The following is a 21995-nucleotide window of genomic DNA, read 5'->3' as shown; positions in this document are numbered from 1 at the left end:
AGCCTGTGCGCCCTGACCAGAGGGGAAGAAAAGGCTCAGATCTCGCCTTCGCCGAGGCAGCGTCGCTCGTAGCGAAGCCCGAGGCTGGTCAGGAGTTCGTAGCCGATCGTGCCGGCAGCCGCGGCCACCGTGTCAAGTGCCATGTTCGGCCCGAACAGTTCGATGTAATCCCCGGCATGGATTGCATTAGGCGGCAGGTCCGTCACGTCGAAAATGGTGAGGTCCATGGTGATGCGGCCGATGACGGGCACGCGCTGCCCGGCAAGGAAGCCGAAGGCACCGGCCGGCACCGCGGAACGCAGGGGCACCCCGCTGCCCGAAAGATTGCGCAGGTAGCCATCGGCATAGCCGACCGCGGCAATGGCCAGCCGGCTGTCGCGGGCGAGGCGGTGCGTTCCGCCATAGCTGACGGTCTCGCCCGCCCTTGCCTCGCGGATCTGCACGATGCGTGCTTCGGCGGTAGCCACCGGACGCATCGGATTGTCCATGCCCAGGGCTGCCTGCCCGCCGTAAAGGGCAATGCCCGGCCGTGTCAGGTCGAAGTGATAGTCCGGTCCGAGGAAAATGCCGGCCGAGGCCGAGAGGCTCGCTTCCGTCCCGTCATAGGCAGCGCTCACCTGGCGAAAGAGGGCGAGCTGCTGGCGGTTGCCGTCGGCGTCCGGTGCGTCGCCGCTGTGCAGATGGGAAAGGATGAGAACCGGTTCGAAGCTCGTCGGGCGTGAGACATCGCCTGCCAGCGCCAGCGCCTCGTCGACGGAGAGCCCCAGCCGGTTGAAGCCGGTATCGACCTGCAGCGCGCAAGGGTAGGGGCCTCGCTCGGAAAGAACCGACATCCAGAAGGCCAGCTGTTCCTCGGAGGCCAGAACGGGAACCAGATCGCTGTCGAAGAAGGTCGCTTCCTGGCCCAGCCAGATGCCGGACAGCACGAAGATCCGCGCTTCCGGCGCATAGGCGCGCAGCGTCTCGCCTTCGCTGGCGGCGGCCACGAAGAAATCCCGCGCGCCCGCCTCGTAGAGCGTCAGCCCGCAATCCTCGATGCCGAGCCCATAGGCATCGGCCTTCACCACGGCACCGGTGCGTGCCCGGCCGGAGCGGCGTGCCAAGTCGCGCCAGTTCTCCGCCAGCGCCTCCAGATTGACGGTGAGACGGAGCGGGGCCGCTTCGAAGGGATCTGTATCCGGCAGGTCGTCGCGTCCGTCTGTCATCACACTATTCCTTCGTCCTTGATGGGCGGGGCCGGAATCAGCGCCAGGAGCCGATGAACCCACCGGGCGGACCCTATCGATTTTTATCCGGCGCGAAAATGATGATCCGGTGAATTCTTCGCACAGGCGCGCCGCATCCCTTGCCCGGTGCCTCAGGCGAGGAGGCAGAACGGCGGCGATCACTTTTGTTCAAGACGACGGCGCCGGGGCGTATTAAGCTTGGTGCATGCACAATGTATCGCAGCAGCAGGCCGCCGAGGCGACGCCTGTTTCGATGACGGAAAAGACCCGTTTCTGGCGCGACAGGCGTTTCCACGACATGGAATGCCTGACGGCCTCCTTCATCACGCACGAATTTTCCCCGCATTCGCACGACACGTTTTCGATCGGCGCGATCGAGAACGGCTGCCAGGTGGCGATGATCCGCGGCGAGCGCGAGCATACCGGCCCCGGCGCGCTCTACCTCATCAATCCGGGTGAAGTGCATGACGGCCAGCCCGGCGCGCCGGAGGGGTATCGTTACCGGATGATCTATCCCGACATGGGCGTGCTGACCGATATCATAGAGGACATGACGGGGCGCGTCTTCCATGGCTCTCCGAGTTTTGCCCGGCAGTTGCTGACCGACCGGCCACTGGCTGCCGCCTTCAACCGGGCGCATCGTGCGATCGAGGAGGGCACGGCGCTGGAGGGCGAGGAGGCCATGTACGGCGTGCTCGCCACCATGTTTGCCCGCCACGGCAGCGAGATCATCCGCGCGCCCGATTACCAGGAGCCGCTCGCCATGCGCCGGGTGAAGGACTATATCGCCAGCCATTTCGATGAGGAGATCGGCCTTCAGGCGCTGGCGAAGGTGGCGGGCCTCAGCCGCGCCCACATGATCCGCGCCTTCCGCAAACATTATTTCATCACGCCGCACGCCTACCAGACGGATCTGCGCATCCGCCATGCCCGGCGCCTGCTGCGCGCGGGTGCGACCCCATCCGATACGGCCGCCGCGTGCGGTTTTGCCGATCAGGCGCATCTGACACGGCATTTCAAGGCGCGCACGGGGCTGACGCCTGCCGTCTTCCGCGCCGCCTGATCACTTTCCTTCAAGACCGGAAGGCACGGGCAGGGATATAGCCTCCGGCAACAGGAGGCATTCATGAAATCAGACACTGTGAGGCGCGAACTGCTTGAGGGGACGCGCACGATTATTCCCCTTGTGCTGGCAGCTTTGCCGATCGGCTTTGTCTTCGGCACGGTGGCGGCCGGCAACGGGCTGTCGCCGCTCGAAACCGTGTTGATGAGCGCGCTGGTCTTTGCCGGCGGCTCGCAATTCGTCGCCATGGACCTGTGGACCCATCCCGCCTCCTGGAGCGCGCTTGGCCTTGCCGCCCTGCTCGTCAACCTGCGGCATATCCTGATGGGCGCCTCGCTGGCGCGCAGCCTTGGCCTGTTCCGGCCCTGGCAGAAACTGGCGACGCTTCTGGTGATGGCGGACGAGAACTGGGCGCTGGCCGAAGCGCGCGCGCGCCAAAAGCCGCTGACGCCGGCCTTTTATCTCGGTCTGGCGCTGCCTTTTTATTGCGGCTGGGTGCTGGCGAGCCTTGGCGGTTCGCTGTTTGGCGCGCTTCTCGGCGATGTTGCGGTCTACGGGCTCGATTTTGCCTTTCCGGCCGTCTTCATCGTGCTGCTGATGGGCTTCTGGAAGGGACGGGAAACCGGCCTTATCCTCGCCGCCAGCGCGGTTGCGTCACTCTCGGTGCACAGCCTTGTTCCCGGCGCCTGGTACATCGCCGCCGGTGCGCTGGCGGGGCTTGCCGCGGCACTCGTCGCGCCGGTCCGGCAGGAGGTCGCGGCATGACGCTCGATCCGGCAACGCTTGCCGCCATCCTTGCCATGATGGCAGCCACCGTCTTCACCCGCCTGATCGGCGCGCTGCTCGTCAGTCGCTTTGTTCTGACGCCGCGTGTCGAAAGGGCGCTGACGGCGGTGCCGCCCGCCGTGCTGATGGCGGTCGTCACCCCCACTGCCATCGCGACCGGTCCCGCGGAAACCATGGCCTGCCTCGTCACGGCGCTTGCAGCGCTGCGCCTGCCGCTTCTGCCGGCCGCGGGTGGCGGTGTTTTGACGGTGGCCGTGCTGCGCGCCGCAGGGCTCTGACGTCTTCAGTCCCTGCTCTCCACCGGCATGAAGCGGGTGCGAAAGACCGTCGGGCTGACACCGAGCCGTTTGCGGAAATGATGGCGCAGCGCATGGGCGGAGCCGAAGCCGACGGCACGTGCAATGTCTTCCATCGCCGTGTTCCGCTCGCACAGCAGGTGTTTTGCCCGCTCCATCCGTTCCGTGGCCAGCCAGTCGCCGGGGGAGAGGCCGGTCGCTTCGAAAAAACGGCGGATGAAGGTGCGTTCGCTCATCCGGCAGGTGCTGGCCATGCGGGCAATCGTCCAGTCGCCGGCCAGATCGGTCCTGATCCGGTCAAGAAGCGGGGCGATCTCGCTGCCGGGCCGCAGCGCGACAGGGCGTTCGAGGAACTGCGCCTGCCCACCGTTGCGATGGGCGGGCATGACGATGCGCCGTGCCACCGAATTGGCGGCCGCGGCGCCGAAATCCTGCCGGACGATCTCGATCAGGAGATCGATGCCGGCCGCGCTGCCGGCGGCGGTCAAGATACGGTCATGGCTGCGATAAAGCGAGGCCTCGTCGACCTGCACCTGTGGTCGCCTTTGCCGCAGACGGTCTGCATAACGCCAGTGGGTGGTGGCCACAGCCCCATCCAGCAACCCCGTTTCAACCAGAACGACGGCGCCGGAGCAGAGCGAAACGAGCCTCGCACCTCGGGAATGGGCGAAACGCAGGCGATCGCACAGCGCCTCCGGCACCGGTTCGTCGATGCCGCGCCAGCCGGGCACCACGATCATGTCCGCCTGATCGATCAGATCGACGCCGCCATCGGCCATCACCGTCAGGCCGCCCTGCGCCCGCAACGGGCCGCTCTCGATGGCGGCGCTGGCGAAGCGATACCAGCCCGGTCCCATTTCGGGTCGGCTCAGCCCGAAGACTTCCGAGGCAATGCCGAATTCGAAGGTGCAAAGCCCGTCATAGACAAGCGCAACGACCAGCGGGCCAGTGAGAGGGATGTGCGTGTTTGGCATGATATCTACGCATATTGTCAAAGCTGCCAATTGGCAAGCACGGCAGATTGGCCGAATTTCGCTCTATCCGAAAGCCGCTGTGATCCCTGGAGATTGATCGATGACCAGTGCCGTGACCGCCATTGCCGCCGCCCCGAGTGCGGATGCCCGCGCCTATTTTGCTGCAAGCTTCACCTTCGAGACCGATTGCTGGGATGTGCATGATGCGCTCGCCAAGGGCGCGGATTTCGTGCTGCTCGATGTGCGCAGCCCCGCTAATTATGCCGCCGGTCACGTGCCGGGGGCGATCAGCCTGCCGCATGGCAAGATCACCGCGCACCGCATGTCGGCCTGGCCCGAAGGCACGCTGTTCGTGACCTACTGCGCCGGCCCCCATTGCAACGGGGCGGCACGCGGTGCTCTTCGTCTTGCGGAACTCGGGCTTCCGGTCAAGCTGATGGCCGGTGGCATCACCGGCTGGCTGGACGAGGGGTTTGCGCTTGCCGCGGGAGAGCCTTAAGTCCCGGTACCTGCCGCCTGCCAGACCCGTGCGCGATTGCGCTCCTCTTTGACGCGGAGAGCCTCTTCAAGCGAAATGCCGTGCCGATTGGCGATGGCGCACAGGTAGATGAGGATATCGGCGAGCTCATCGGCAACCGGCAGGGCCCCGGTTCCGGCTTCAATGGGCATGCCGGATTGTTTGCGAACCGCCTTGAACAGTTCTCCGATCTCCTCTCCCAGGAGGAGGCATTTCTCAAGCGACGACTGATGGGAAAAGCCTCGTTCGATCTCCAGGGTCGCCACATAGGTCTGGAGTTGGTCGAGGCTTGCGCGTGCAGGCAATTCATCCATGGCAGGGGGGCTTTCTTGCTGACAAGCCAGCCTGGAGCCGCTGCGTGAGGCAACGGCTCCGGCGCATGGAGGAGATCAATGCTCCTCGTACTGCGTAAAACTCGGGTCGGCCAGATCCGCAAAACGGGTGAATTCCGACTGGAAGGCGAGTTTCACGGTGCCGGTCGGTCCGTGACGCTGCTTGGCGATGATCACGTCGGCCGTGCCCTTCACCTTGTCCATATGCGCTTCCCATTCCGGATATTTCGGATCGTTCGGGTCGCGGGGTTCCATGTTCTTCACATAGTATTCCTCGCGGAACACGAAGAGCACCACGTCGGCGTCCTGTTCGATCGAGCCGGATTCGCGAAGGTCGGAAAGCTGCGGACGCTTGTCCTCGCGGTTTTCCACCTGACGGGAGAGCTGCGAGAGCGCGATGATCGGAACGTTCAGTTCCTTGCCCAGCGCCTTCAGGCCCGTGGTGATCTGGGTGACTTCCTGCACGCGGTTCTCGCCGGATTTTCCGGAGCCGGTCATCAGCTGGATATAGTCCACCACCAGCACATCGAGCCCCCGCTGGCGCTTCAGGCGCCGTGCGCGCGCCGACAGCTGCGCAATCGAGATACCACCGGTCTGGTCGATGAACAGCGGCACCTTCTGCATCATCTGGCTGCAGGCGACGAGCTTTTCGAAATCGGCCTCGGTGATGTCGCCGCGGCGGATCTTTGACGACGAGACTTCGGTCTGCTCGGAGATGATACGGGTCGCCAGCTGTTCGGACGACATTTCGAGCGAGTAGAAGCCGACGACGCCGCCATTCTTGGCCTTGAAGGAGCCGTCCGGCAGCACTTCCGGCTCATAGGCAGCCGCAATGTTGTAGGCGATGTTGGTGGCGAGCGAAGTCTTACCCATACCCGGGCGGCCGGCGAGCACGATCAAGTCGGAGCGCTGCAACCCGCCCATCTTGGCATCGAGCGACATGATGCCGGTCGAAATGCCGGAGAGGTGGCCGTCGCGTTCGAAGGCGGCGCCCGCCATGTCGATCGCCTGTGCCACGGCATCGGAGAAGGACTGGAAGCCGCCATCGTAGCGCCCGGTTTCGGCCAGTTCGAACAGCCGGCGCTCGGTGTCCTCGATCTGCGCCTGCGGCGGCATGTCGAGCGGCGCGTCATAGGCGATGTTGACCATGTCCTCGCCGATGGTGATCAGGGCGCGGCGCAGCGCCAGATCGTAGATGGCGCGGCCATAGTCTTCCGCGTTGATGATCGTCACGGCTTCGCCGGCCAGGCGTCCGAGATACTGCGCCAGCGTCAGCTCTCCCACCTTGGTATCGGCGGGCAGGAAGGTCTTGATCGTCACCGGATGGGCAATCTTGCCCATGCGGATGATGTCGCCCGCCACCTCGAAGATCTTCTTGTGCAGCGGTTCGTGGAAATGCACCGGCTTCAGGAAGTCCGAAACCCGGTAATAGGCATCGTTGTTGACGAGGATCGCGCCCAGAAGAGCCTGCTCGGCCTCGATATTGTTCGGGGCCTCGCGGTAATGCGGTTCATTGGAGAGAGCGGGCGCAAGTTTGCGCGCGGCTTCGTTCATCGTATCGATCCAATCATTCTCATGTCTGGTGGTGTCACACTCTACCGGACCGGCGCGCCGATCACAAACGGCGGCTGCCAACCCACATCGATTCACAGGCCCTGACGGACCTCATCGAGAAAAGCGGGCAGCTTGCCAGAAAACCGTTGACTGTGATGTGCGCCGAATCAGGTGCGAGCGGGCCTCATTATACCGTCTGTGCGGGGGGGAGCGACCGCCTGCGATGGCACCTGACCTGTCATTTGCTAAATTTGCATGGCTGAATTGAGAGTTATGCTCTTGAGCATGGCCTTCGCCTGGCTTAGATAGCGATTGAATGATTAGCACACTAATTATCAGGTGATATTATCAATGTCCCGCCCCAGCCTGAATGAACGCCTTTTTGACGAGATGTCCGCCTTCAACAGGCGGCTGCGCGCCCTGTTCGATCTGCGCGCCCGTGAAACCGGGCTGACGCTGGCGCGGGCGCGGGCGCTTTTCGCGCTCAGCCGCCGCGGCAGCCTCAGCCAGAAGGATCTCGCCCAGGAACTGGAGATCGAGACGCCCACGTTGGTGCGCCTTCTGGACGGCATGGAGAAGCAGAACCTAATCGAACGCCGGGCCGGCGGCGGGGATCGTCGCGTCAAGGAAATCCATGTGACGCCGGAAGGCGAGACGGTGGGGCAGCAGGTGCAGATGCTGGCCCGCGACCTGCGCAACCGGCTGGTGGATGGCATTCCGGAGCAGGATCTGGAAGTCGCGCTGCGCGTTCTCCTGCAACTCAACCGCAACCTCGCCGTTTCCAGCGCCGAGGAGCAGACGTCATGACAACAGCCATTACCGCCAGCCGCCTTGCGGCCGAGGAAGAGCAGCGCCGTCAACCGGCAGGGCCGCAGGATGCGGGACCGGCTTCCGCCGCTGCGGCGGATGCGGCTGTCGAGGCGCCGCGCGTCGGCATCTTCCCCGCCCGGCCGGTGCCGCTTGAAGAGCGCCCGCTGTGGCTGACGCTCGCCTATATCGCCTCCGGTCTGTTGATGTTCATGACCCAGGGGCTTGGCATGAACATCGTGTCGGCCAATCTCTACCAGCTGCAGGGCACGTTTTCCGCCACGGTGGCGGAGGTGGCTGCCCTGTCTGCCGCCTATATGGCGCCTTATGCCAGCCTGTCGCTCGCCCTGTTCAAGATCCGCATGCAATATGGCCTGCGTCCCTTTGCCGAGCTCAGCATCGGCGTCTTCGTGCTCGCCTCCTGTCTCAATCTCTTCGTCACGGATTTTCATTCGGCGCTCGTCGTGCGCTTCCTCAGCGGCATGGCGGCGGCGCCCCTGTCCTCGCTCGGCTTCCTCTACATCCTGGAGGCCTTTCCGCCGCAGCGGAAGCTCACGGTCGGTCTGTGCATCGCGCTGACGGGCACGCTGCTGGCTGCCCCGGTGGCGCGCATCATCTCGCCGGACCTTCTCGGTCTCGACGGCTACCAGGCGCTCTACACGATGGAACTCGGTCTGGCGCTGATCGCGCTGCCGGTCATCTATGCGCTGCCGCTGACTGTGCCGCCGCGGGTAAAGGCCATCGAGCGGCTGGATATCTTCACCTACCTGCTGCTCGCCGGCGGGCTCGGCGCGCTTGCCGTGTTCTTCACGCTCGGCCGGTTCTACTGGTGGTTCGAGGCGCCGTGGCTCGGGCTCCTGCTGGCCTTTTCGATCGTTGCGCTGACGATCTTCGGCATGATCGAACTGCGCCGGCAAAACCCGCTGCTGGACCTGCGCTGGATCTTCTCGCGCCAGAACCTGCACCTTGCCGGCGTTCTGATCGTCTTCCGGACGCTGACGGCCGAGCAGTCCAGCACCATGGTCGGCTTCCTGCAGCAGCTCGGCATCCAGAACGACCAGATGACGACGCTGTTCTCGCTGATCCTGCTGGCTTCCGTGCTGGGGGGAGCGGCCTGCGCCGTCTTCATGATGCGCAACCTCCCGGGAACCGCGCATGTCCTCGCCCTCGGCCTCATCGCGCTCGGTGCCTTTCTCGACAGCCAGTCAAGCAATCTCAGCCGGCCCGAGCAGTTCTATCTCAGCCAGTCGATGATTGCCTTCGGGGCGGCGCTCTTCCTGCCGCCGGTCATGTCGCGCGGCTTTGCCGCCGCCATCCAGAAGGGACCGCCCTATCTGGTCAATTTCATCGCAATCTTCCTGTTCACCCAGATCAGCGGATCGGTGATCGCCACCGGCCTGCTCGGCACCTTCGTGACGATCCGGGAGAAGTTCCATTCCAGCATCCTCACGGAAAACATCCGCCTGACCGACCCGGATGTGGCGCTGCGCGTTTCGCAACTGGCTGGCGGCTACGCCAGGGTGATCACCGACAAGGTGCTGCTGAATGCGGAAGGCCTGGCGCTGCTTGCCCAGCAGGTCTCCCGCGAGGCCTACATGCTGGCCTACAACGACACGTTCCTGCTGATCGGCGTGGCGGCCACGCTCGCCCTCATCAGCCTTCTCCTCCATCTCGCCTCGGATCGGCTGCGCGCCTGGTCCGCACGCCGGCCTGCCGGCGAAGAGGCAGCCTCCTCCCACCAGGTCTGACATCATGTTGAAGCGTATCTTTTCCCCCGCAACCCTCCTGCTGCTGCTGGCCGGTCTCGTCGGCCTTAGCCTCGTACTCTATGCCTGGCGCCTGCCGCCCTTCACCAGCAGCATCGAAATGACCGACAATGCCTATGTGCGCGGCTATGTCACCACCCTCAGCCCGCAGGTCAGCGGTTATGTGGTCGACGTGCCGGTGCGGGACTACCAGCAGGTGAGGGCCGGCGACGTGGTGGTGCGGATCGACGACCGCATCTACCGGCAGAAGCTGGAGCAGGCTGAGGCAACTCTGGACAGCCAGAAGGCCGCGCTTGCCAACTCCCACCAGCAGGAGGTGTCCGCCAAGGCCAACATCCTTTCCAGCCAGGCTGCCGTGGCCAGCGCCGAGGCCGCTCTGACCCAGGCCCGCCTTGCCGAGGAGCGCCAGCAGAACCTGTCGAGAAGCGGTGTCGGCACCGCAAGCGGAGAGGAGGAGGCCGAGGCCAATCTTGAAAAGGCCCGCGCCGCCCGGCAGCAGGCCGAGGCCGCGCTGGAAGTGTCGCGCCAGCAGTTGCAGACGATCATCGTCAATCGCGGCTCGCTGGAAGCGGCCGTCGCCAGCGCCGAGGCCGCCGTCGAGCTTGCCCGCATCGATCTCCAAAACACAGAGATCCACGCCCCGCGCGACGGTCATGTCGGGGAGGTCGGCGCCCGGGTCGGCCAGTATGTGACGGCCGGCACCCAGCTGATGGCCGTGGTGCCGGACGATGTCTGGGTGATTGCCAGCTTCAAGGAAACCCAGCTGCAGGGCATGCAGGTGGGCCAGCCGGTGACGATCACCGTCGACGCGCTCGGACACCGGACCCTCACGGGTTATATCGAGCGCTTCGCACCGGCGGCTGCGTCCGAATTCGCCGTCATCCGCTCGGACAATGCCACCGGCAACTTCGTCAAGATCGCCCAGCGCGTCGGCGTGCGCATCCGCTTCGATGACCGGCAGGACGCCGCCCGGCAATTGCAGCCCGGTCTTTCGGTGGTGGTGCGCGTCGACAAGACGGATACGCCGCGCAGCCTCGGCTGACAGGCGCCGGGGGATGCCCCAAAAAAGAAGCCCCGGATCCTTCGATCCGGGGCTCTTTTCATGCCGCGATGGGCCGATGCAATCAGGCGTCGTCGCCTTCGTCGTCGGCTTCCGGGTTGAAGAAGTCTTCCGGACGCAGGGCGTCTTCGTCCACGCCGTAGATGGCATCGACGGAGTTGAGGTTCTCACCCTTGGCCTGGCGTTCGGCTTCTTCGGCGGAGCGGGCGACGTTCATTTCCACTTCGATTTCGACTTCTGCATGCAGGTGCAGCGTCACCTTGTGCAGGCCGATCGACTTGATCGGGTTGTTCAGATCAACCTGATTGCGGGCAATGTTGAAGCCTTCTGCTGCCAGAACCTCCATGATGTCGCGGGCGGCAACCGAGCCGTACAGCTGGCCGGTTTCGCCGGCAGCGCGAACCACGATGAAGGACTTGCCTTCGAGCGCTTCGGCAACCTTCTGGGCTTCCGACTTGCGCTCCAGGTTGCGGGCTTCGAGCGTTGCACGCTCGGATTCGAAACGCTTCTTGTTGGCTTCGTTGGCGCGCAGTGCCTTGCCCTGCGGCAGCAGGAAGTTGCGGGCGTAGCCGTCGCGAACCTTGACGGTTTCGCCCATCTGGCCGAGCTTGGCGATGCGTTCGAGAAGAATGACTTGCATGGGTCCTGTCCTTTCAGATCATGTCTTGGAGTCGGTGGAATTGGTGTCGCGCGCGGGCGTCAGGGCGATCGTCCGGCGTGTGTCGGTGAGCCCGATGATGAGGACGGCAATCGCCGGCAGGATCATCACCGTGGAGAGGTAGACCAGCACGAGGCCCGGCAGGCGCCAGTCCTTGTCGCGCAGGCGGAAATGCAGGGCGGCAAAGCCGGCCATCAGGAAGCCCGCGCCGAAGGTGCCGCAGAGCGTGGCGCCGATCATGGCCGGAACGCCGCCGAGGAAGGTCAGCACGATGCCGCACAGGAAGATGAAGATCGCATTGCGGTTCATGCGCAGCGCCGACGGCATGTCCTCGCGCGGACGCAGCGCCCGGCCGCTGCGCGAGACGATGCGCACGGCGAAATAGAAGGCGGCAAACAGAAGCATCACCCACAGCCCGCCCTGGATCATCGGCAGCATCAGCACGATCATGGACTTGGTCTGGGCAAGGGCACTTGCATCCGGCACCATGGCCGGGTTCTGCCGGTTGAAGGTGTCCACCATGGCATCGACCATGGCATTCGTCAGCTCCGGCCCGTAGCCGATCACCGCGCCGAGAATGACGACGGCGAGCGTGACCAGACCGCACAGGTGCAGCAGGATGTCGGAGATCGGATACCAGGCCATCAGGTTGTCCGGCCCGCCGAGTTCGGAGGCCGGGCGTGCCAGATTGGCCAGATGTGACAGCCAGCCGGCCGGGATCAGCGTGAAGATCGCCATGGCCAGCGCGAACATCGGCGAGACCAGGATGGCACCCAGCACGGCGGCGGTGACGATGGCAACCGTGGCGGTGCGATTGCCCCAGCCAAGGCCGGCGACCAGCACGGGAAGGGCGGAAGACGCATAGAGCACGGACGCAAACGAGGGCTGCGCATTCGCGCCCATCACGAGCAGCGTTGCGGCAATGCCGGCAAGAATGCCGGTCGTGAGCACTGTCTGGTTCAATCCGTACACGTCTCGCTGTCCTGCCTGTTCCAGCAGTTAGGGGAGAAGCCCGACGCATCGGTCAGAGGCGCTTCATCCCCAACATGGGGTTTCGAAAGGGATCCGATCCGCGCCCATCGCGGAAGGGAGAATGCCGCCGGCGCACGGGCGCCGGCGGCAAGCGGTCGATCAGGATACGACGTAGGGCAGCAGGCCGAGGAAGCGGGCGCGCTTGATGGCCTGGGCCAGTTCGCGCTGCTTCTTCTGGGAAACGGCCGTGATGCGGGACGGAACGATCTTGCCGCGCTCGGAAATGTAGCGCTGCAGGAGACGAACGTCCTTGTAGTCGATCTTCGGTGCGTTTGCGCCCGAGAAGGGGCAGGTCTTGCGACGGCGGTGGAACGGACGGCGTGCCGGAGCAGAAGATGCGTCAGCCATGGGTAATTCTCCTTGAAGCTCTCGGATTATGCACGATCTTCGCGCGGACGACGCTCGAAGCCGCCTTCACGCGGGCCGCGGTCTTCGCGCGGGCCACGGTCCGGACGCGGACCACGATCGCCGAAGTCACGGCGCGGGCCGCGGTCGTCGCCGTCACGGCGCGGACGGTCGTCGCGGTCGCGCTTCTGCATCATGGCAGACGCGCCTTCTTCGTGCTTCTCGACGGCGATCGTCATGTAGCGAAGAACGTCTTCGTTGATGCGCATCTGGCGCTCCATCTCGTGCACGGCAGCGGCCGGTGCGTCGATGTCCATGAGCGCGTAGTGAGCCTTGCGGTTCTTCTTGATGCGGTACGTCAGGGACTTGAGGCCCCAGTTTTCGATGCGCCCGACCTTGCCGCCATTTGCTTCGATGACACCCTTGTACTGTTCGACGAGGGCATCAACCTGCTGAGCGGACATATCCTGCCGGGCAAGGAATACATGTTCATAAAGAGCCATTACAGCTTGCCTTTCTTGCGGTTGTCTTGGCCCGGTAATCGGCGGCTAAGCCTCAACGACTGGTCTTGGAAGGGGTTTTTGCCCCGGCAAGAAAAGCGTTACGATCGAGACGGTCGAGAGCGGAGACACGGGAGGCCGGAACCCTTGTGGTTCCTGCGGCTCCATTTGCGGAACCGGCCCTCCGTTCAGCCACCAGCCAGAAGACCGGGCATTTCGAACAGCGCGCTTATACGCAGAATTCGCACGAATGCAAGGGCGCACCGGCATTTTCTCGTGATGCGCTGCCGGTCCCGCAAACCAGTGGGTGGGGGTGATTCGTAGTCCCTGACACATCATTGAGCGGTCATGCACTACCGGTCCGTCACGGGGTTTGCACCCCATTCGATCTGGAGCCTGCCCGGCGTCTTCTGGCATGCTCGCGTCCCGATGCGGCAGGCGCAGGCGGCGGACGGAAATCTCATGGCCGCATTCCCGTCGATCGGCACCGGTTATGCCTTTGGTTTCGAGGGCGATGAGATCCCCGGCTGGGCGAAGGTCCATGGGCTCTGGCTGGAGGAGGGCGCCCGCCGGAAGATGAACCGGCATCAGGCGGTCTGACGCCGGATCAGCGGCAAAACGGATGAAGTATCGTGTGTCGATGCCTCAGCCGATCTTCAGCATCGTCTGGCCGTCCCTGACGGTGAAGCTGTAGGTGGGCGACGAAGTCTCGTCGATGGTAACGGAGATCTTGTCGTCGGAGCCGGAGATGGACGCCGTCAGCGTATTGCCAGTGATCGTTACGGCAAGATCCGCCTCGCTCAATCCGCCCAGGTCCAGAGACAGCGGCCCGTCGCTGGAAAGCGTATCCTCGCCGCCGCCGCGGCTGAAGCCATATTCCACCAGGGCATCCGGGCCTGTGGTGGTGATGCGGACGGTATCGTTGCCGGCGCCGCCGGTTGCGAAGATGCGGTTGCCCTCCAGCGTCAGGCTGTCATTGCCTTCACCGCCATCGAGGCCAAGGATGGCATCGGCAGACACTTTCAGGCTGTCGTCGCCGGTGCCGCCCCGGATGTCGAGCGCGAGCGAGGCCTTCAGCTGGATATCGTCCCGGCCGTCGCCGCCGTCGATGGTGCCGATGAAGGCGCCGGCGCCCTTCACGCTGTCATCGCCGTTGCCGGCGCTGATGCCGGAGATGCGGGCGCTCTTCAGGATCAGCGTGTCGGCTCCATCACCGGCATCGAGATCGTAGATTGCCCGGCCCGTGGCCGTCAGGCTGTCTGCGCCTGCCGTGCCGCGTCCGGAGGTGATGTAGCCGAGCTGTTCGCTCATGCTGGCCCTGGCGGTGGTGTCGCTGCCGTTGTCGCCCGCGCCGAGCGTCAGAATTTCGACGATGCGGGCAAGGGCGCGCTGGCTGGCAGAGGGACCGGAGGAATAGGACGCACCGGCCGTCGTTGACAGCGCCTGGCTGCGCGTTGCGCCGCTGCCCTCCGTGCGCGGTGTCGCAAACAGAAGCTCGACGCTGCCGGCCGCCGCGGGACTGGAAAAGAAGCTGCTGATCGCCGTCATGCCACCCCTGCCTTGCCTTGCGGGCCCTGCCACGCCGGGACGGACGCATCTCCGCCCGGGAAACATCCTGCACCCAGATCCGTATGGAATGGATTAAGGCGCAGGCGATGCGGATGGCGAGCGACATTTGCCGACGCGGTTAGCAACCGGTGAAGGGCGGGGGCTGCCCGGTCTGCCGGTGGCGATGGATCAGAGCTGGACGAGTGCCACGGTGTAGCCGGCATAGACGAGCAGCATCAGCGCTGCGACCAGCCGGCGCACACCGACATGCGTCAGCAGGAGTGCCGAGAAGCCCAGCGTCACCGCCAGCATCACCGGTATGTCGAAGGTGGCAAAGCGCGGTTCGGCGGCGATCGGCTGGATCATCGCGGTCACGCCGAGGATGAACAGGATGTTGAAGATGTTGGAGCCGACGATATTGCCGATGATGATGTCGGAATGCCGCTTCAGCGCCGACATGATGCCGGTTGCCAGTTCCGGCAGCGAGGTGCCGACGGCCACCACGGTGAGGCCGATCACCGCTTCGGAGACGCCGAAATCACGGGCAAGGCTGGTGGCGCCGCGCACGAGGCATTCTGCCCCGACAAACAGGGTGGCAAGTCCGCCGAGGATGAGCAGCGCCATGCGGCCGCCGCCCATCTGTCCCCGTCCGATCGTTTCGTCGTCGAGTTCGGCGGCAACAGTCTGGCCCTGTCGATAGGCGAAGACGAGATAGGCGAACAGCAGCAGCACCATCACCAGCCCTGCAAGCCGGCCGATGTTGCCGAACTGGGCGAGGACGAGGAGGAGGACGGCAGCAGCGATCATCACGAAGGTGTCGCGGCGAACGCTCTTGTCCCAGGTGGAAATCGGGAAGATCAGCGCGCAGGCGCTGACGATCAGCAGGATATTGGCCGTGTTGGAGCCGACGACATTGCCGAGCGCGATTGCCGACGAGCCGGAGACTGCAGCACGCACGGAGACAAGGAGTTCCGGCATGGAGGTGCCGAAGCCGACAATGACGAGCGAGACGAGGAGCGTTGGAATCCGCAGGCGCCTGGCAAGTCCGACAGCGCCTCCCAGCAGCCATTCCGCCCCGAAATACAGGCCCACAAGTCCGATCGCCACCAGGGCGCCATCGATCAGCACAGTCTTCCCCCTTCACGCCGCCAAAACCGCGCCGCAGGTGGCGATCAGTGTCTGCCGTTTAAAGCAGACAATCGGCTCACATTTTCGTGAAAGGAAGCCTGCCGGGCATGGCCGAGCCCGGCAGGCGACGACGGTGATGCCTCAGATCGGCGCCGGATACATCCGGTGAATGGCGGCAATCGCCGTCATCACCTCATCCGACAGCGTCACGTCGGCCGAACCGATGTTGAGCTTCAGCTGGCCCATGGAGGTGGCGCCGATGATGGCGGCGGCCATGAACGGGCGGGTGAGGCAGAAGGCGAGCGCCATCTGCGAGGGATCGAGCCCGTGGGCGCGGGCAAGCTCCACATAGGCGCGCGTCGCCGGTTCCTGTTGCGGCACGAGTCGCCCGCCAATGTCACCGTTGATCGAACCGCGCGAGCCGGCCGGCTTCACGCCATCGAGATACTTGCCCGACAGGATGCCGCCGGCGAGCGGCGAGTAGGCGAGCAGGCCGACATCCTCGTGATGCGACAGTTCCGCCATGTCGAGATCGAAGTGGCGGTAAAGCAGGCTGTACTCGTTCTGGACGGTCGCGACGCGCGGCAGGCCGAGCTGTTCGGCGATCGTGAGGAATTTCTGCGTGCCCCAGGTCGTCTCGTTCGACAGGCCGATGGCGCGGATCTTGCCGGCTTTCACGCAGTCGCCGAGCGCTTCCAGCTTCTCGGTGATTTCCGCAATCGTCCGGGCCTTGTCCTGCTTGAACGGGTTGTAGCCCCAGGCGCCGCGGAAGTGGAAATGGCCGCGATTGGGCCAGTGGATCTGGTAGAGATCGATGTAATCGGTCTTCAGGCGCGAAAGGCTCGCATCCACCGCCTCGCGGATGGCGGCGGCGGTGATGGGGGCGCCCCCGCGGATATAGGGACGGCCGGCACCGGCCACCTTGGTGGCCAGCACAACCTTGTCGCGCTTGCCCGTCTTTTCGAACCAGTTGCCGATCAGCCGCTCGGTATCGGCATAGGTCTCGGGCGAGAGCGGCGTGGTGGGATAGAGTTCTGCCGTATCGAAGAAGTTCACGCCGTGATCGAGCGCGTAATCCATCTGCTCGAAGGCTTCGGCCTCGGTGTTCTGCGAGCCCCAGGTCATCGTGCCGAGGCAGATTTCGGACACGCTGATATCGGTTCGGCCGAGCGTCTTGTATTTCATGGGATCGTTCCCGTTTCTCAGGGTTTATGGCAGGGTGTCTGGCACGAAGGTGCAGGAAGGCGCAGCGAATGTAAGCCGGATTTGCTGCAACGCAAGGAAAACCCGCCGGCTTTTTCGCGGGCGCCCGGGGTGGGCCATCGGCGGCAAAAAGCCTGTTCACGAAGGGCCTGCAAGTCCCTTTGTCAGGTCCGGGCGGGCCGCGCGGCCTTGACTTGGCCGGACAGAATGTGAATGGAAAGGCAAAAAAGGGAAGGATTTCGACCCAATGAGCATCGCATTCACATTTCCCGGCCAGGGCAGCCAGGTCGTCGGCATGGGCAAGGATCTCGCAGACGCCTTCCCGGAAGCCCGCGCGGTCTTCCAGGAGGTCGACGAGGCGCTCGGCCAGAAACTCTCCGACATCATGTGGAACGGACCCGAGGACCAGTTGACGCTGACGGCCAATGCCCAGCCGGCGCTGATGGCGGTGTCGATGGCCGTGATGCGGGTTCTGGAGGCTGCTGGCCTGAAACTTGCCGACAAGGTTTCCCATGTCGCCGGCCATTCGCTCGGCGAATATTCGGCGCTCTGCGCCGCCGGCACCTTCACGATTGCTGATACCGCCCGCCTGCTGCGCATCCGCGGCGACGCCATGCAGTCGGCCGTGCCGGTCGGCGAGGGCGCCATGGCCGCGATCATCGGGCTTGAACATGCCGATGTGGAAGCCGTCTGCGCCGAGGCGAAGGCCGCCGGTGTCTGCCAGATTGCCAATGACAATGGCGGTGGCCAGCTCGTCATCTCCGGCTCGAAGGCGGCCGTGGAAAAGGCTGCGGCGCTCGCCTCGGAAAAGGGCGCCAAGCGCGCCATCATGCTGCCGGTCTCCGCGCCCTTCCATTCGGACCTGATGGCGCCGGCTGCCGATGCCATGCGCCACGCGCTGGACAAGGTCGCCAAGCGGGATCCGGTCGTGCCGGTCGTTGCCAATGTGCGCGCCGCTCCGGTCCGTGATGCGGAGGAGATCGCCACCCTGCTGGTTACCCAGGTGACCGGCCAGGTGCGCTGGCGCGAGACCGTTGAGTGGTTCGCCGCCAACGGCGTCACCACGCTCTATGAAATCGGCAGCGGCAAGGTGCTGACGGGCCTTGCCCGCCGCATCGACAAGTCTGTCAACGGTATCGCCGTCAATGGCCCGGCCGACATCGAGGCCGCCCTCAAGAGCCTGCTCGGCTGAACGCAAAGGATTGAAACATGTTTGACTTGACCGGCCGCAAGGCTCTCGTAACCGGCGCAACCGGCGGCATCGGCGAGGAAATCGCCCGCATGCTGCATGCCCAGGGTGCAACGGTCGGCCTGCACGGCACGCGCGCCGAGAAGCTGGAGGCGCTGGCCGCCGAACTCGGCGAGCGCGCCCATGTGTTCCCCGCCAATCTCGGCGACCGCGACCAGGTGAAGGCGCTCGGCGAAAAGGCGGAAGCCGAGCTTGGCGGCGTCGACATCCTCGTCAACAATGCCGGCATCACCAAGGACGGCCTCTTCGTGCGCATGAGCGACGAGGACTGGGACGCGGTTCTCGAGGTCAACCTGACGGCGACCTTCCGCCTGACGCGCGAACTGACCCATCCGATGATGCGCCGCCGCTTCGGCCGCATCATCAACATCACCTCGGTGGTCGGCGTCACCGGCAATCCGGGCCAGGCCAACTACTGCGCTTCCAAGGCCGGCATGATCGGCTTCTCCAAGTCGCTTGCCCAGGAAATCGCCAGCCGCAACGTCACCGTCAACTGCGTGGCGCCCGGCTTCATCGAAAGCGCGATGACCGGCAAGCTGAACGACAAGCAGAAGGAAGGCATCCTCGGTGCCATTCCGATGAAGCGGATGGGGGCCGGTGCCGACATCGCCGCAGCCGTTCTTTACCTCGCCTCCAACGAGGCCGGTTATGTCACGGGCCAGACGCTGCACGTCAACGGCGGCATGGCAATGATCTGAGTGGCTTGCGCCGCCCCGCATGCCGCAGGCGCATTGCCTGTTGGTGGCCGGGCGGCGGGCCATTTTCTGGCTTTGCGACACGGTGAAACCGTGTTAAGCGGGCCATGACTGTGAACAGTCACCCCGAAAACTGACAGGCTGTCTGTAGTTGCATGGAAGCCTGAAGTCCTCTCTCGGGTGAGCGAGTTTGCCCTGGAGCCGGCCTCAACAAAGGCGGCCAGGGTTCCAACAGGGTACGGATGCCGGTGAGGCAGTCCGAAAAGACAAAGGTCGAGGAAACCGACATGAGCGATATCGCAGAGCGCGTAAAGAAAATTGTCATTGATCATCTCGGCGTCGATGCCGACAAAGTTGTCGAAGGCGCGAGCTTCATCGACGATCTGGGCGCCGACTCGCTCGACACCGTCGAACTCGTCATGGCTTTCGAAGAAGAATTCGGCGTCGAGATCCCGGATGATGCCGCTGACTCGATCCTGACCGTCGGCGACGCCGTCAAGTTCATCGAGAAGGCCCAGGCCTGATTTCGATCGATAGATGCGAACCCATCCTGCGATGAGGTTCCTCGACGGCCCGGCACGTTCGGGCCGTTTCAGTATTGTGATATTGCATAAGACATGCAGGGGTGGGACGCTGGCATGAGGCGTGTCGTTATCACTGGTACCGGTATGGTATCTCCTCTGGGCTGCGGGACGGACATCAGCTGGTCGCGATTGCTGGCCGGTCACAATGCCGCGCGTCGCGTGACCGAATTCGAGGTCGAAGACCTGCCGGCCAAGATCGCCTGCCGCATTCCGACGGAACCCGGCACCGAAGGCGCCTTCATCGCCGACGACTGGATGGAGCCGAAGGAACAGCGCAAGGTCGATCCATTCATCATCTATGGCGTGGCCGCCGCCGACATGGCGCTGGCGGATGCCGGATGGCAGCCGAAGACGGATGAGGACCAGTGCGCCACCGGCGTGCTGATCGGCTCCGGCATCGGCGGTATCGAAGGCATCGTGGACGCCGGCTACACGCTGCGCGACAAGGGGCCTCGCCGCATTTCGCCCTTCTTCATTCCGGGCCGTCTGATCAACCTGGTCTCCGGCCATGTATCGATCAAGCACAAGCTGCGCGGCCCGAACCATTCGGTTGTCACCGCCTGCTCGACCGGCGCACATGCCATCGGCGACGCTGCCCGCCTGATCGCCTTCGGCGATGCGGACGTGATGGTGGCCGGCGGTGCGGAATCGCCGATCAGCCGCATTTCGCTTGCCGGCTTTGCCGCCTGCAAGGCGCTGTCCACCCAGCACAACGACGATCCGCAGAAGGCCTCGCGCCCCTATGACCGCGACCGCGACGGTTTCGTCATGGGTGAGGGCGCCGGCATCGTGGTTCTGGAAGAACTGGAGCATGCCAGGGCGCGTGGCGCCAAGATCTATGCCGAGGTGATCGGCTACGGTCTGTCGGGCGATGCCTTCCACATCACCGCACCCTGCGAGGATGGCGACGGTGCCTTCCGCTGCATGACGATGGCGCTGAAGCGGGCCGGCCTGAAGCCCTCCGACATCGATTACATCAATGCACATGGCACCTCGACCATGGCCGACACCATCGAACTCGGCGCCGTCGAGCGTCTTGTCGGCGATGCGGCCTCGAAGGTCTCCATGTCTTCCACCAAGTCGGCCGTCGGCCATCTGCTGGGGGCGGCCGGGGCGATCGAAGCCATCTTCTCGACGCTGGCGATCCGCGATAACATCGCGCCGCCGACGCTGAACCTCGACAATCCGGACGTCGAAACCAAGATCGACCTGGTGCCGCATGTAGCGCGCAAGCGCGAAATCAACGTGGCGCTTTCCAATTCCTTCGGCTTCGGCGGCACGAACGCCTCCCTCGTGCTGCGCCGTTACGAAGGCTGATCGACAGACGGGTCTGCCGGGCTTGAGGCCGGGCTGTCGTCTTCTGAACCCTGTTTTCGCCGCATTGCTTGCCCAAAAGGCAGGCAATGCAAGAGTATCAGAAGGAGTGCCGGTGACCGACACGAACCACAGCAGCGATTCGTCTTCAGGCCGCAGCGAAACCGGCAGCGGCCCCTTCATTCCGAAATCGCCCAACGAGGCCCTGAAGCCCGAGCGCGTGCCCGAACCGCCGCGCCGCTCGAAGAAGGCTCGCAGCCAGATCGTCATCTTCCTGAATTTCGTGATGACGATGATCGTGTTCGCCTGTGTCGCCGCGGTCGCCGGCTTTTACTACGTCATCACCACCTACCAGAATCCCGGCCCGCTGGAGACCAACACGCATGTCGTGATCCGCGAAGGCGCGGGGCTGATCGAGATCGCCCAGACGCTGGAGCGCAACGGCATCATTTCCGATGCACGCATCTTTCGCTATGTGACCGATACCTATCTCGGCAAGACCCGGACGCTGAAGGCCGGCGAATACGAAATCAAGGCCGGTGCCTCGATGAAGGATGTGGCCGAGTTGCTGGAATCGGGCAAATCGATCCTCTATTCCGTCTCGATGCCGGAAGGGCTGACGGTGCAGCAGATGATGGCGCGGCTGGCCGGAGATCCGGTTCTGGAAGGCGATCTGCCGCAGGAGCAGCCGCCGGAAGGCAGCCTGCGCCCCGATACCTACAAGTTCTCCCGCGGCACCAAGCGCAGCGAAATCCTGGCTCAGATGCGGGCGGCGCAGGAGCGGCTGGTCGATCAGATCTGGGAGAAGCGCGATCCGGATCTGCCGATCAAGACGAAGGAAGAATTCGTCATCCTCGCCTCCATCGTGGAGAAGGAAACCGGCAAGGACGACGAGCGCGCCCATGTGGCTTCCGTCTTCATCAACCGGCTGAACAAGGGCATGCGCCTGCAGTCGGATCCGACGATCATCTACGGTTTGTTCGGCGGCGCCGGAAAGCCGGCCGACCGGCCGATCTACAAGTCCGATCTCGACAAGCAGACACCCTACAACACCTACCAGATCAAGGGCCTGCCGCCGACGCCGATCGCCAATCCGGGCCGTGCCGCACTGGAGGCCGTTGCCAATCCCTGGCGCACGAAGGATCTCTACTTCGTGGCGGACGGGACCGGCGGTCATGTCTTTGCGGCGACGCTGGACGAGCATAACGCCAATGTGCGCCGCTGGCGCAAGATCGAGGCGGACCGCGGCAATGCCGAGACTGCCGACGAGGAAGTGGTGGACGGCCAGCCCGGCGGCAAGGAAGCCGAAAAGCCCGCCAGCAATTAATCGGGCCGCCGCGCCCGGCGCGGCCGGCCGT

The 21995-nt window shown here is 64.4% G+C and carries 24 protein-coding genes; 13 read left to right on the top strand and 11 right to left on the bottom strand.

The features are described from left to right. Nucleotides 1-35: 35 nt before the first annotated feature. Nucleotides 36-1205, bottom strand: coding sequence for an alanine racemase (gene alr, locus KLP42_RS01125; RefSeq protein ID WP_215564017.1), 1170 nt, complete (start codon nt 1203-1205; stop codon nt 36-38). Between the two features lie 226 nt (nt 1206-1431). On the opposite strand from alr, the gene KLP42_RS01120 reads away from it, so the two are divergent. The 3 genes from KLP42_RS01120 (at nt 1432) to KLP42_RS01110 (ending at nt 3353) form a co-directional block, all read left to right on the top strand. Continuing rightward, nucleotides 1432-2289, top strand: a complete 858-nt coding sequence (locus tag KLP42_RS01120; protein ID WP_215564015.1) for an AraC family transcriptional regulator — start codon at nt 1432-1434, stop codon at nt 2287-2289. A 63-nt stretch (nt 2290-2352) separates the two neighbouring features. After that, complete coding sequence (locus KLP42_RS01115) at nt 2353-3054, top strand: AzlC family ABC transporter permease (RefSeq protein ID WP_215564013.1); 702 nt, start codon at nt 2353-2355, stop codon at nt 3052-3054. Continuing rightward, a complete protein-coding gene (locus tag KLP42_RS01110; RefSeq protein WP_215564011.1) occupies nt 3051-3353 on the top strand; it encodes an AzlD family protein in 303 nt (100 codons plus the stop codon). Before KLP42_RS01115 ends, KLP42_RS01110 begins: the two co-directional genes overlap by 4 nt. 5 nt (nt 3354-3358) lie before the next feature. Here KLP42_RS01110 and ftrA read toward each other — a convergent pair whose 3' ends face one another. After that, nucleotides 3359-4345, bottom strand: coding sequence for a transcriptional regulator FtrA (ftrA, locus tag KLP42_RS01105; RefSeq protein ID WP_215564009.1), 987 nt, complete (start codon nt 4343-4345; stop codon nt 3359-3361). A gap of 100 nt (nt 4346-4445) precedes the next feature. Here ftrA and KLP42_RS01100 point away from each other — a divergent pair, with 100 nt between their 5' ends. Further along, a complete protein-coding gene (locus KLP42_RS01100; protein ID WP_215564007.1) occupies nt 4446-4844 on the top strand; it encodes a rhodanese-like domain-containing protein in 399 nt (132 codons plus the stop codon). Here KLP42_RS01100 and KLP42_RS01095 read toward each other — a convergent pair. Both KLP42_RS01095 and KLP42_RS01090 read right to left on the bottom strand, forming a co-directional pair. Next, the gene (locus KLP42_RS01095) at nt 4841-5176 is read right to left on the bottom strand and encodes a MazG nucleotide pyrophosphohydrolase domain-containing protein (RefSeq protein WP_215564005.1); all 336 of its coding nucleotides are present in this window, start codon (nt 5174-5176) and stop codon (nt 4841-4843) included. The two genes, KLP42_RS01100 and KLP42_RS01095, sit on opposite strands and share 4 nt — an antisense overlap. Nucleotides 5177-5251: 75 nt before the next feature. Continuing rightward, nucleotides 5252-6748: a replicative DNA helicase gene (locus tag KLP42_RS01090; RefSeq protein WP_215564003.1), complete on the bottom strand. Its 1497-nt coding sequence runs from the start codon at nt 6746-6748 to the stop codon at nt 5252-5254. 351 nt (nt 6749-7099) lie between these two features. Here KLP42_RS01090 and KLP42_RS01085 point away from each other — a divergent pair, with 351 nt between their 5' ends. The 3 genes from KLP42_RS01085 to KLP42_RS01075 are packed head-to-tail and all read left to right on the top strand — an operon-like array spanning nt 7100 to nt 10363. Further along, the gene (locus tag KLP42_RS01085; RefSeq protein ID WP_215564001.1) at nt 7100-7555 is read left to right on the top strand and encodes a MarR family winged helix-turn-helix transcriptional regulator; all 456 of its coding nucleotides are present in this window, start codon (nt 7100-7102) and stop codon (nt 7553-7555) included. Then, nucleotides 7552-9303, top strand: coding sequence for an efflux MFS transporter permease (locus KLP42_RS01080; RefSeq protein ID WP_215563998.1), 1752 nt, complete (start codon nt 7552-7554; stop codon nt 9301-9303). The genes KLP42_RS01085 and KLP42_RS01080 overlap by 4 nt, the downstream gene beginning before the upstream one ends. A 4-nt stretch (nt 9304-9307) precedes the next feature. Further along, complete coding sequence (locus KLP42_RS01075) at nt 9308-10363, top strand: HlyD family secretion protein (protein WP_215563996.1); 1056 nt, start codon at nt 9308-9310, stop codon at nt 10361-10363. Between the two features lie 82 nt (nt 10364-10445). On the opposite strand, the gene rplI is transcribed toward KLP42_RS01075, so the two are convergent. The 4 genes from rplI to rpsF all read right to left on the bottom strand — a co-directional run bounded on the left by rplI (nt 10446) and on the right by rpsF (nt 12919). Continuing rightward, the gene (gene rplI / locus KLP42_RS01070; RefSeq protein WP_215563994.1) at nt 10446-11021 is read right to left on the bottom strand and encodes a 50S ribosomal protein L9; all 576 of its coding nucleotides are present in this window, start codon (nt 11019-11021) and stop codon (nt 10446-10448) included. 18 nt (nt 11022-11039) lie between these two features. Continuing rightward, complete coding sequence (locus tag KLP42_RS01065) at nt 11040-11942, bottom strand: DUF2232 domain-containing protein (RefSeq protein WP_215564791.1); 903 nt, start codon at nt 11940-11942, stop codon at nt 11040-11042. Between the two features lie 228 nt (nt 11943-12170). Beyond that, nucleotides 12171-12419 (bottom strand): 30S ribosomal protein S18, encoded by a 249-nt coding sequence (gene rpsR / locus KLP42_RS01060; RefSeq protein WP_143125589.1) that lies wholly within the window; start codon nt 12417-12419, stop codon nt 12171-12173. Nucleotides 12420-12445: 26 nt separating this feature from the next. Beyond that, entirely contained in the window at nt 12446-12919 is a 474-nt protein-coding gene (gene rpsF, locus KLP42_RS01055; protein ID WP_215563992.1) for a 30S ribosomal protein S6, read from the bottom strand. A gap of 459 nt (nt 12920-13378) precedes the next feature. On the opposite strand from rpsF, the gene KLP42_RS01050 reads away from it, so the two are divergent. Next, nucleotides 13379-13516, top strand: a complete 138-nt coding sequence (locus KLP42_RS01050; protein WP_215563990.1) for a hypothetical protein — start codon at nt 13379-13381, stop codon at nt 13514-13516. A gap of 45 nt (nt 13517-13561) precedes the next feature. Here KLP42_RS01050 and KLP42_RS01045 read toward each other — a convergent pair whose 3' ends face one another. From KLP42_RS01045 to KLP42_RS01035, 3 genes are all read right to left on the bottom strand, one after another. After that, nucleotides 13562-14464 (bottom strand): RTX toxin, encoded by a 903-nt coding sequence (locus KLP42_RS01045; protein WP_215563988.1) that lies wholly within the window; start codon nt 14462-14464, stop codon nt 13562-13564. 189 nt (nt 14465-14653) lie between these two features. Then, nucleotides 14654-15592 (bottom strand): calcium/sodium antiporter, encoded by a 939-nt coding sequence (locus KLP42_RS01040; protein WP_353844779.1) that lies wholly within the window; start codon nt 15590-15592, stop codon nt 14654-14656. Nucleotides 15593-15733: 141 nt separating this feature from the next. Beyond that, nucleotides 15734-16777 carry an aldo/keto reductase gene (locus tag KLP42_RS01035; protein WP_215563986.1) on the bottom strand — a complete coding sequence of 348 codons (1044 nt, stop codon included), beginning with the start codon at nt 16775-16777 and terminating at the stop codon, nt 15734-15736. Between the two features lie 265 nt (nt 16778-17042). Here KLP42_RS01035 and fabD point away from each other — a divergent pair, with 265 nt between their 5' ends. The 5 genes from fabD (at nt 17043) to mltG (ending at nt 21964) form a co-directional block, all read left to right on the top strand. After that, nucleotides 17043-17987 carry an ACP S-malonyltransferase gene (gene fabD, locus KLP42_RS01030; protein WP_215563984.1) on the top strand — a complete coding sequence of 315 codons (945 nt, stop codon included), beginning with the start codon at nt 17043-17045 and terminating at the stop codon, nt 17985-17987. 17 nt (nt 17988-18004) lie between these two features. Next, nucleotides 18005-18742: a 3-oxoacyl-[acyl-carrier-protein] reductase gene (gene fabG, locus KLP42_RS01025; protein ID WP_215563982.1), complete on the top strand. Its 738-nt coding sequence runs from the start codon at nt 18005-18007 to the stop codon at nt 18740-18742. Between the two features lie 284 nt (nt 18743-19026). After that, a complete protein-coding gene (locus tag KLP42_RS01020) occupies nt 19027-19263 on the top strand; it encodes an acyl carrier protein (RefSeq protein ID WP_003502080.1) in 237 nt (78 codons plus the stop codon). A gap of 114 nt (nt 19264-19377) precedes the next feature. Then, complete coding sequence (fabF, locus tag KLP42_RS01015; RefSeq protein ID WP_215563980.1) at nt 19378-20640, top strand: beta-ketoacyl-ACP synthase II; 1263 nt, start codon at nt 19378-19380, stop codon at nt 20638-20640. Between the two features lie 112 nt (nt 20641-20752). Next, the gene (mltG, locus tag KLP42_RS01010; RefSeq protein ID WP_215563977.1) at nt 20753-21964 is read left to right on the top strand and encodes an endolytic transglycosylase MltG; all 1212 of its coding nucleotides are present in this window, start codon (nt 20753-20755) and stop codon (nt 21962-21964) included. Nucleotides 21965-21995 lie beyond the last annotated feature (31 nt).

This window comes from Rhizobium sp. CSW-27, from assembly GCF_018760785.1.
Classification (GTDB): domain Bacteria; phylum Pseudomonadota; class Alphaproteobacteria; order Rhizobiales; family Rhizobiaceae; genus Neorhizobium.
Note: the sequence above shows the minus strand (reverse complement) of the source record. Positions and strands in the feature narration are given on the sequence as shown.

Excerpts from the sequence above, each read along its gene's own strand:
- alr (WP_215564017.1), bottom strand. The coding sequence starts at position 1,205 with ATGACAGACGGACGCGACGACCTGCCGGATACAGATCCCTTCGAAGCG.
- KLP42_RS01120 (WP_215564015.1), top strand. The coding sequence starts at position 1,432 with ATGCACAATGTATCGCAGCAGCAGGCCGCCGAGGCGACGCCTGTTTCG.
- KLP42_RS01115 (WP_215564013.1), top strand. The coding sequence starts at position 2,353 with ATGAAATCAGACACTGTGAGGCGCGAACTGCTTGAGGGGACGCGCACG.
- KLP42_RS01110 (WP_215564011.1), top strand. The coding sequence starts at position 3,051 with ATGACGCTCGATCCGGCAACGCTTGCCGCCATCCTTGCCATGATGGCA.
- ftrA (WP_215564009.1), bottom strand. The coding sequence starts at position 4,345 with ATGCCAAACACGCACATCCCTCTCACTGGCCCGCTGGTCGTTGCGCTT.
- KLP42_RS01100 (WP_215564007.1), top strand. The coding sequence starts at position 4,446 with ATGACCAGTGCCGTGACCGCCATTGCCGCCGCCCCGAGTGCGGATGCC.
- KLP42_RS01095 (WP_215564005.1), bottom strand. The coding sequence starts at position 5,176 with ATGGATGAATTGCCTGCACGCGCAAGCCTCGACCAACTCCAGACCTAT.
- KLP42_RS01090 (WP_215564003.1), bottom strand. The coding sequence starts at position 6,748 with ATGAACGAAGCCGCGCGCAAACTTGCGCCCGCTCTCTCCAATGAACCG.
- KLP42_RS01085 (WP_215564001.1), top strand. The coding sequence starts at position 7,100 with ATGTCCCGCCCCAGCCTGAATGAACGCCTTTTTGACGAGATGTCCGCC.
- KLP42_RS01080 (WP_215563998.1), top strand. The coding sequence starts at position 7,552 with ATGACAACAGCCATTACCGCCAGCCGCCTTGCGGCCGAGGAAGAGCAG.
- KLP42_RS01075 (WP_215563996.1), top strand. The coding sequence starts at position 9,308 with ATGTTGAAGCGTATCTTTTCCCCCGCAACCCTCCTGCTGCTGCTGGCC.
- rplI (WP_215563994.1), bottom strand. The coding sequence starts at position 11,021 with ATGCAAGTCATTCTTCTCGAACGCATCGCCAAGCTCGGCCAGATGGGC.
- KLP42_RS01065 (WP_215564791.1), bottom strand. The coding sequence starts at position 11,942 with ATGGGCGCGAATGCGCAGCCCTCGTTTGCGTCCGTGCTCTATGCGTCT.
- rpsR (WP_143125589.1), bottom strand. The coding sequence starts at position 12,419 with ATGGCTGACGCATCTTCTGCTCCGGCACGCCGTCCGTTCCACCGCCGT.
- rpsF (WP_215563992.1), bottom strand. The coding sequence starts at position 12,919 with ATGGCTCTTTATGAACATGTATTCCTTGCCCGGCAGGATATGTCCGCT.
- KLP42_RS01050 (WP_215563990.1), top strand. The coding sequence starts at position 13,379 with ATGGCCGCATTCCCGTCGATCGGCACCGGTTATGCCTTTGGTTTCGAG.
- KLP42_RS01045 (WP_215563988.1), bottom strand. The coding sequence starts at position 14,464 with ATGACGGCGATCAGCAGCTTCTTTTCCAGTCCCGCGGCGGCCGGCAGC.
- KLP42_RS01035 (WP_215563986.1), bottom strand. The coding sequence starts at position 16,777 with ATGAAATACAAGACGCTCGGCCGAACCGATATCAGCGTGTCCGAAATC.
- fabD (WP_215563984.1), top strand. The coding sequence starts at position 17,043 with ATGAGCATCGCATTCACATTTCCCGGCCAGGGCAGCCAGGTCGTCGGC.
- fabG (WP_215563982.1), top strand. The coding sequence starts at position 18,005 with ATGTTTGACTTGACCGGCCGCAAGGCTCTCGTAACCGGCGCAACCGGC.
- KLP42_RS01020 (WP_003502080.1), top strand. The coding sequence starts at position 19,027 with ATGAGCGATATCGCAGAGCGCGTAAAGAAAATTGTCATTGATCATCTC.
- fabF (WP_215563980.1), top strand. The coding sequence starts at position 19,378 with ATGAGGCGTGTCGTTATCACTGGTACCGGTATGGTATCTCCTCTGGGC.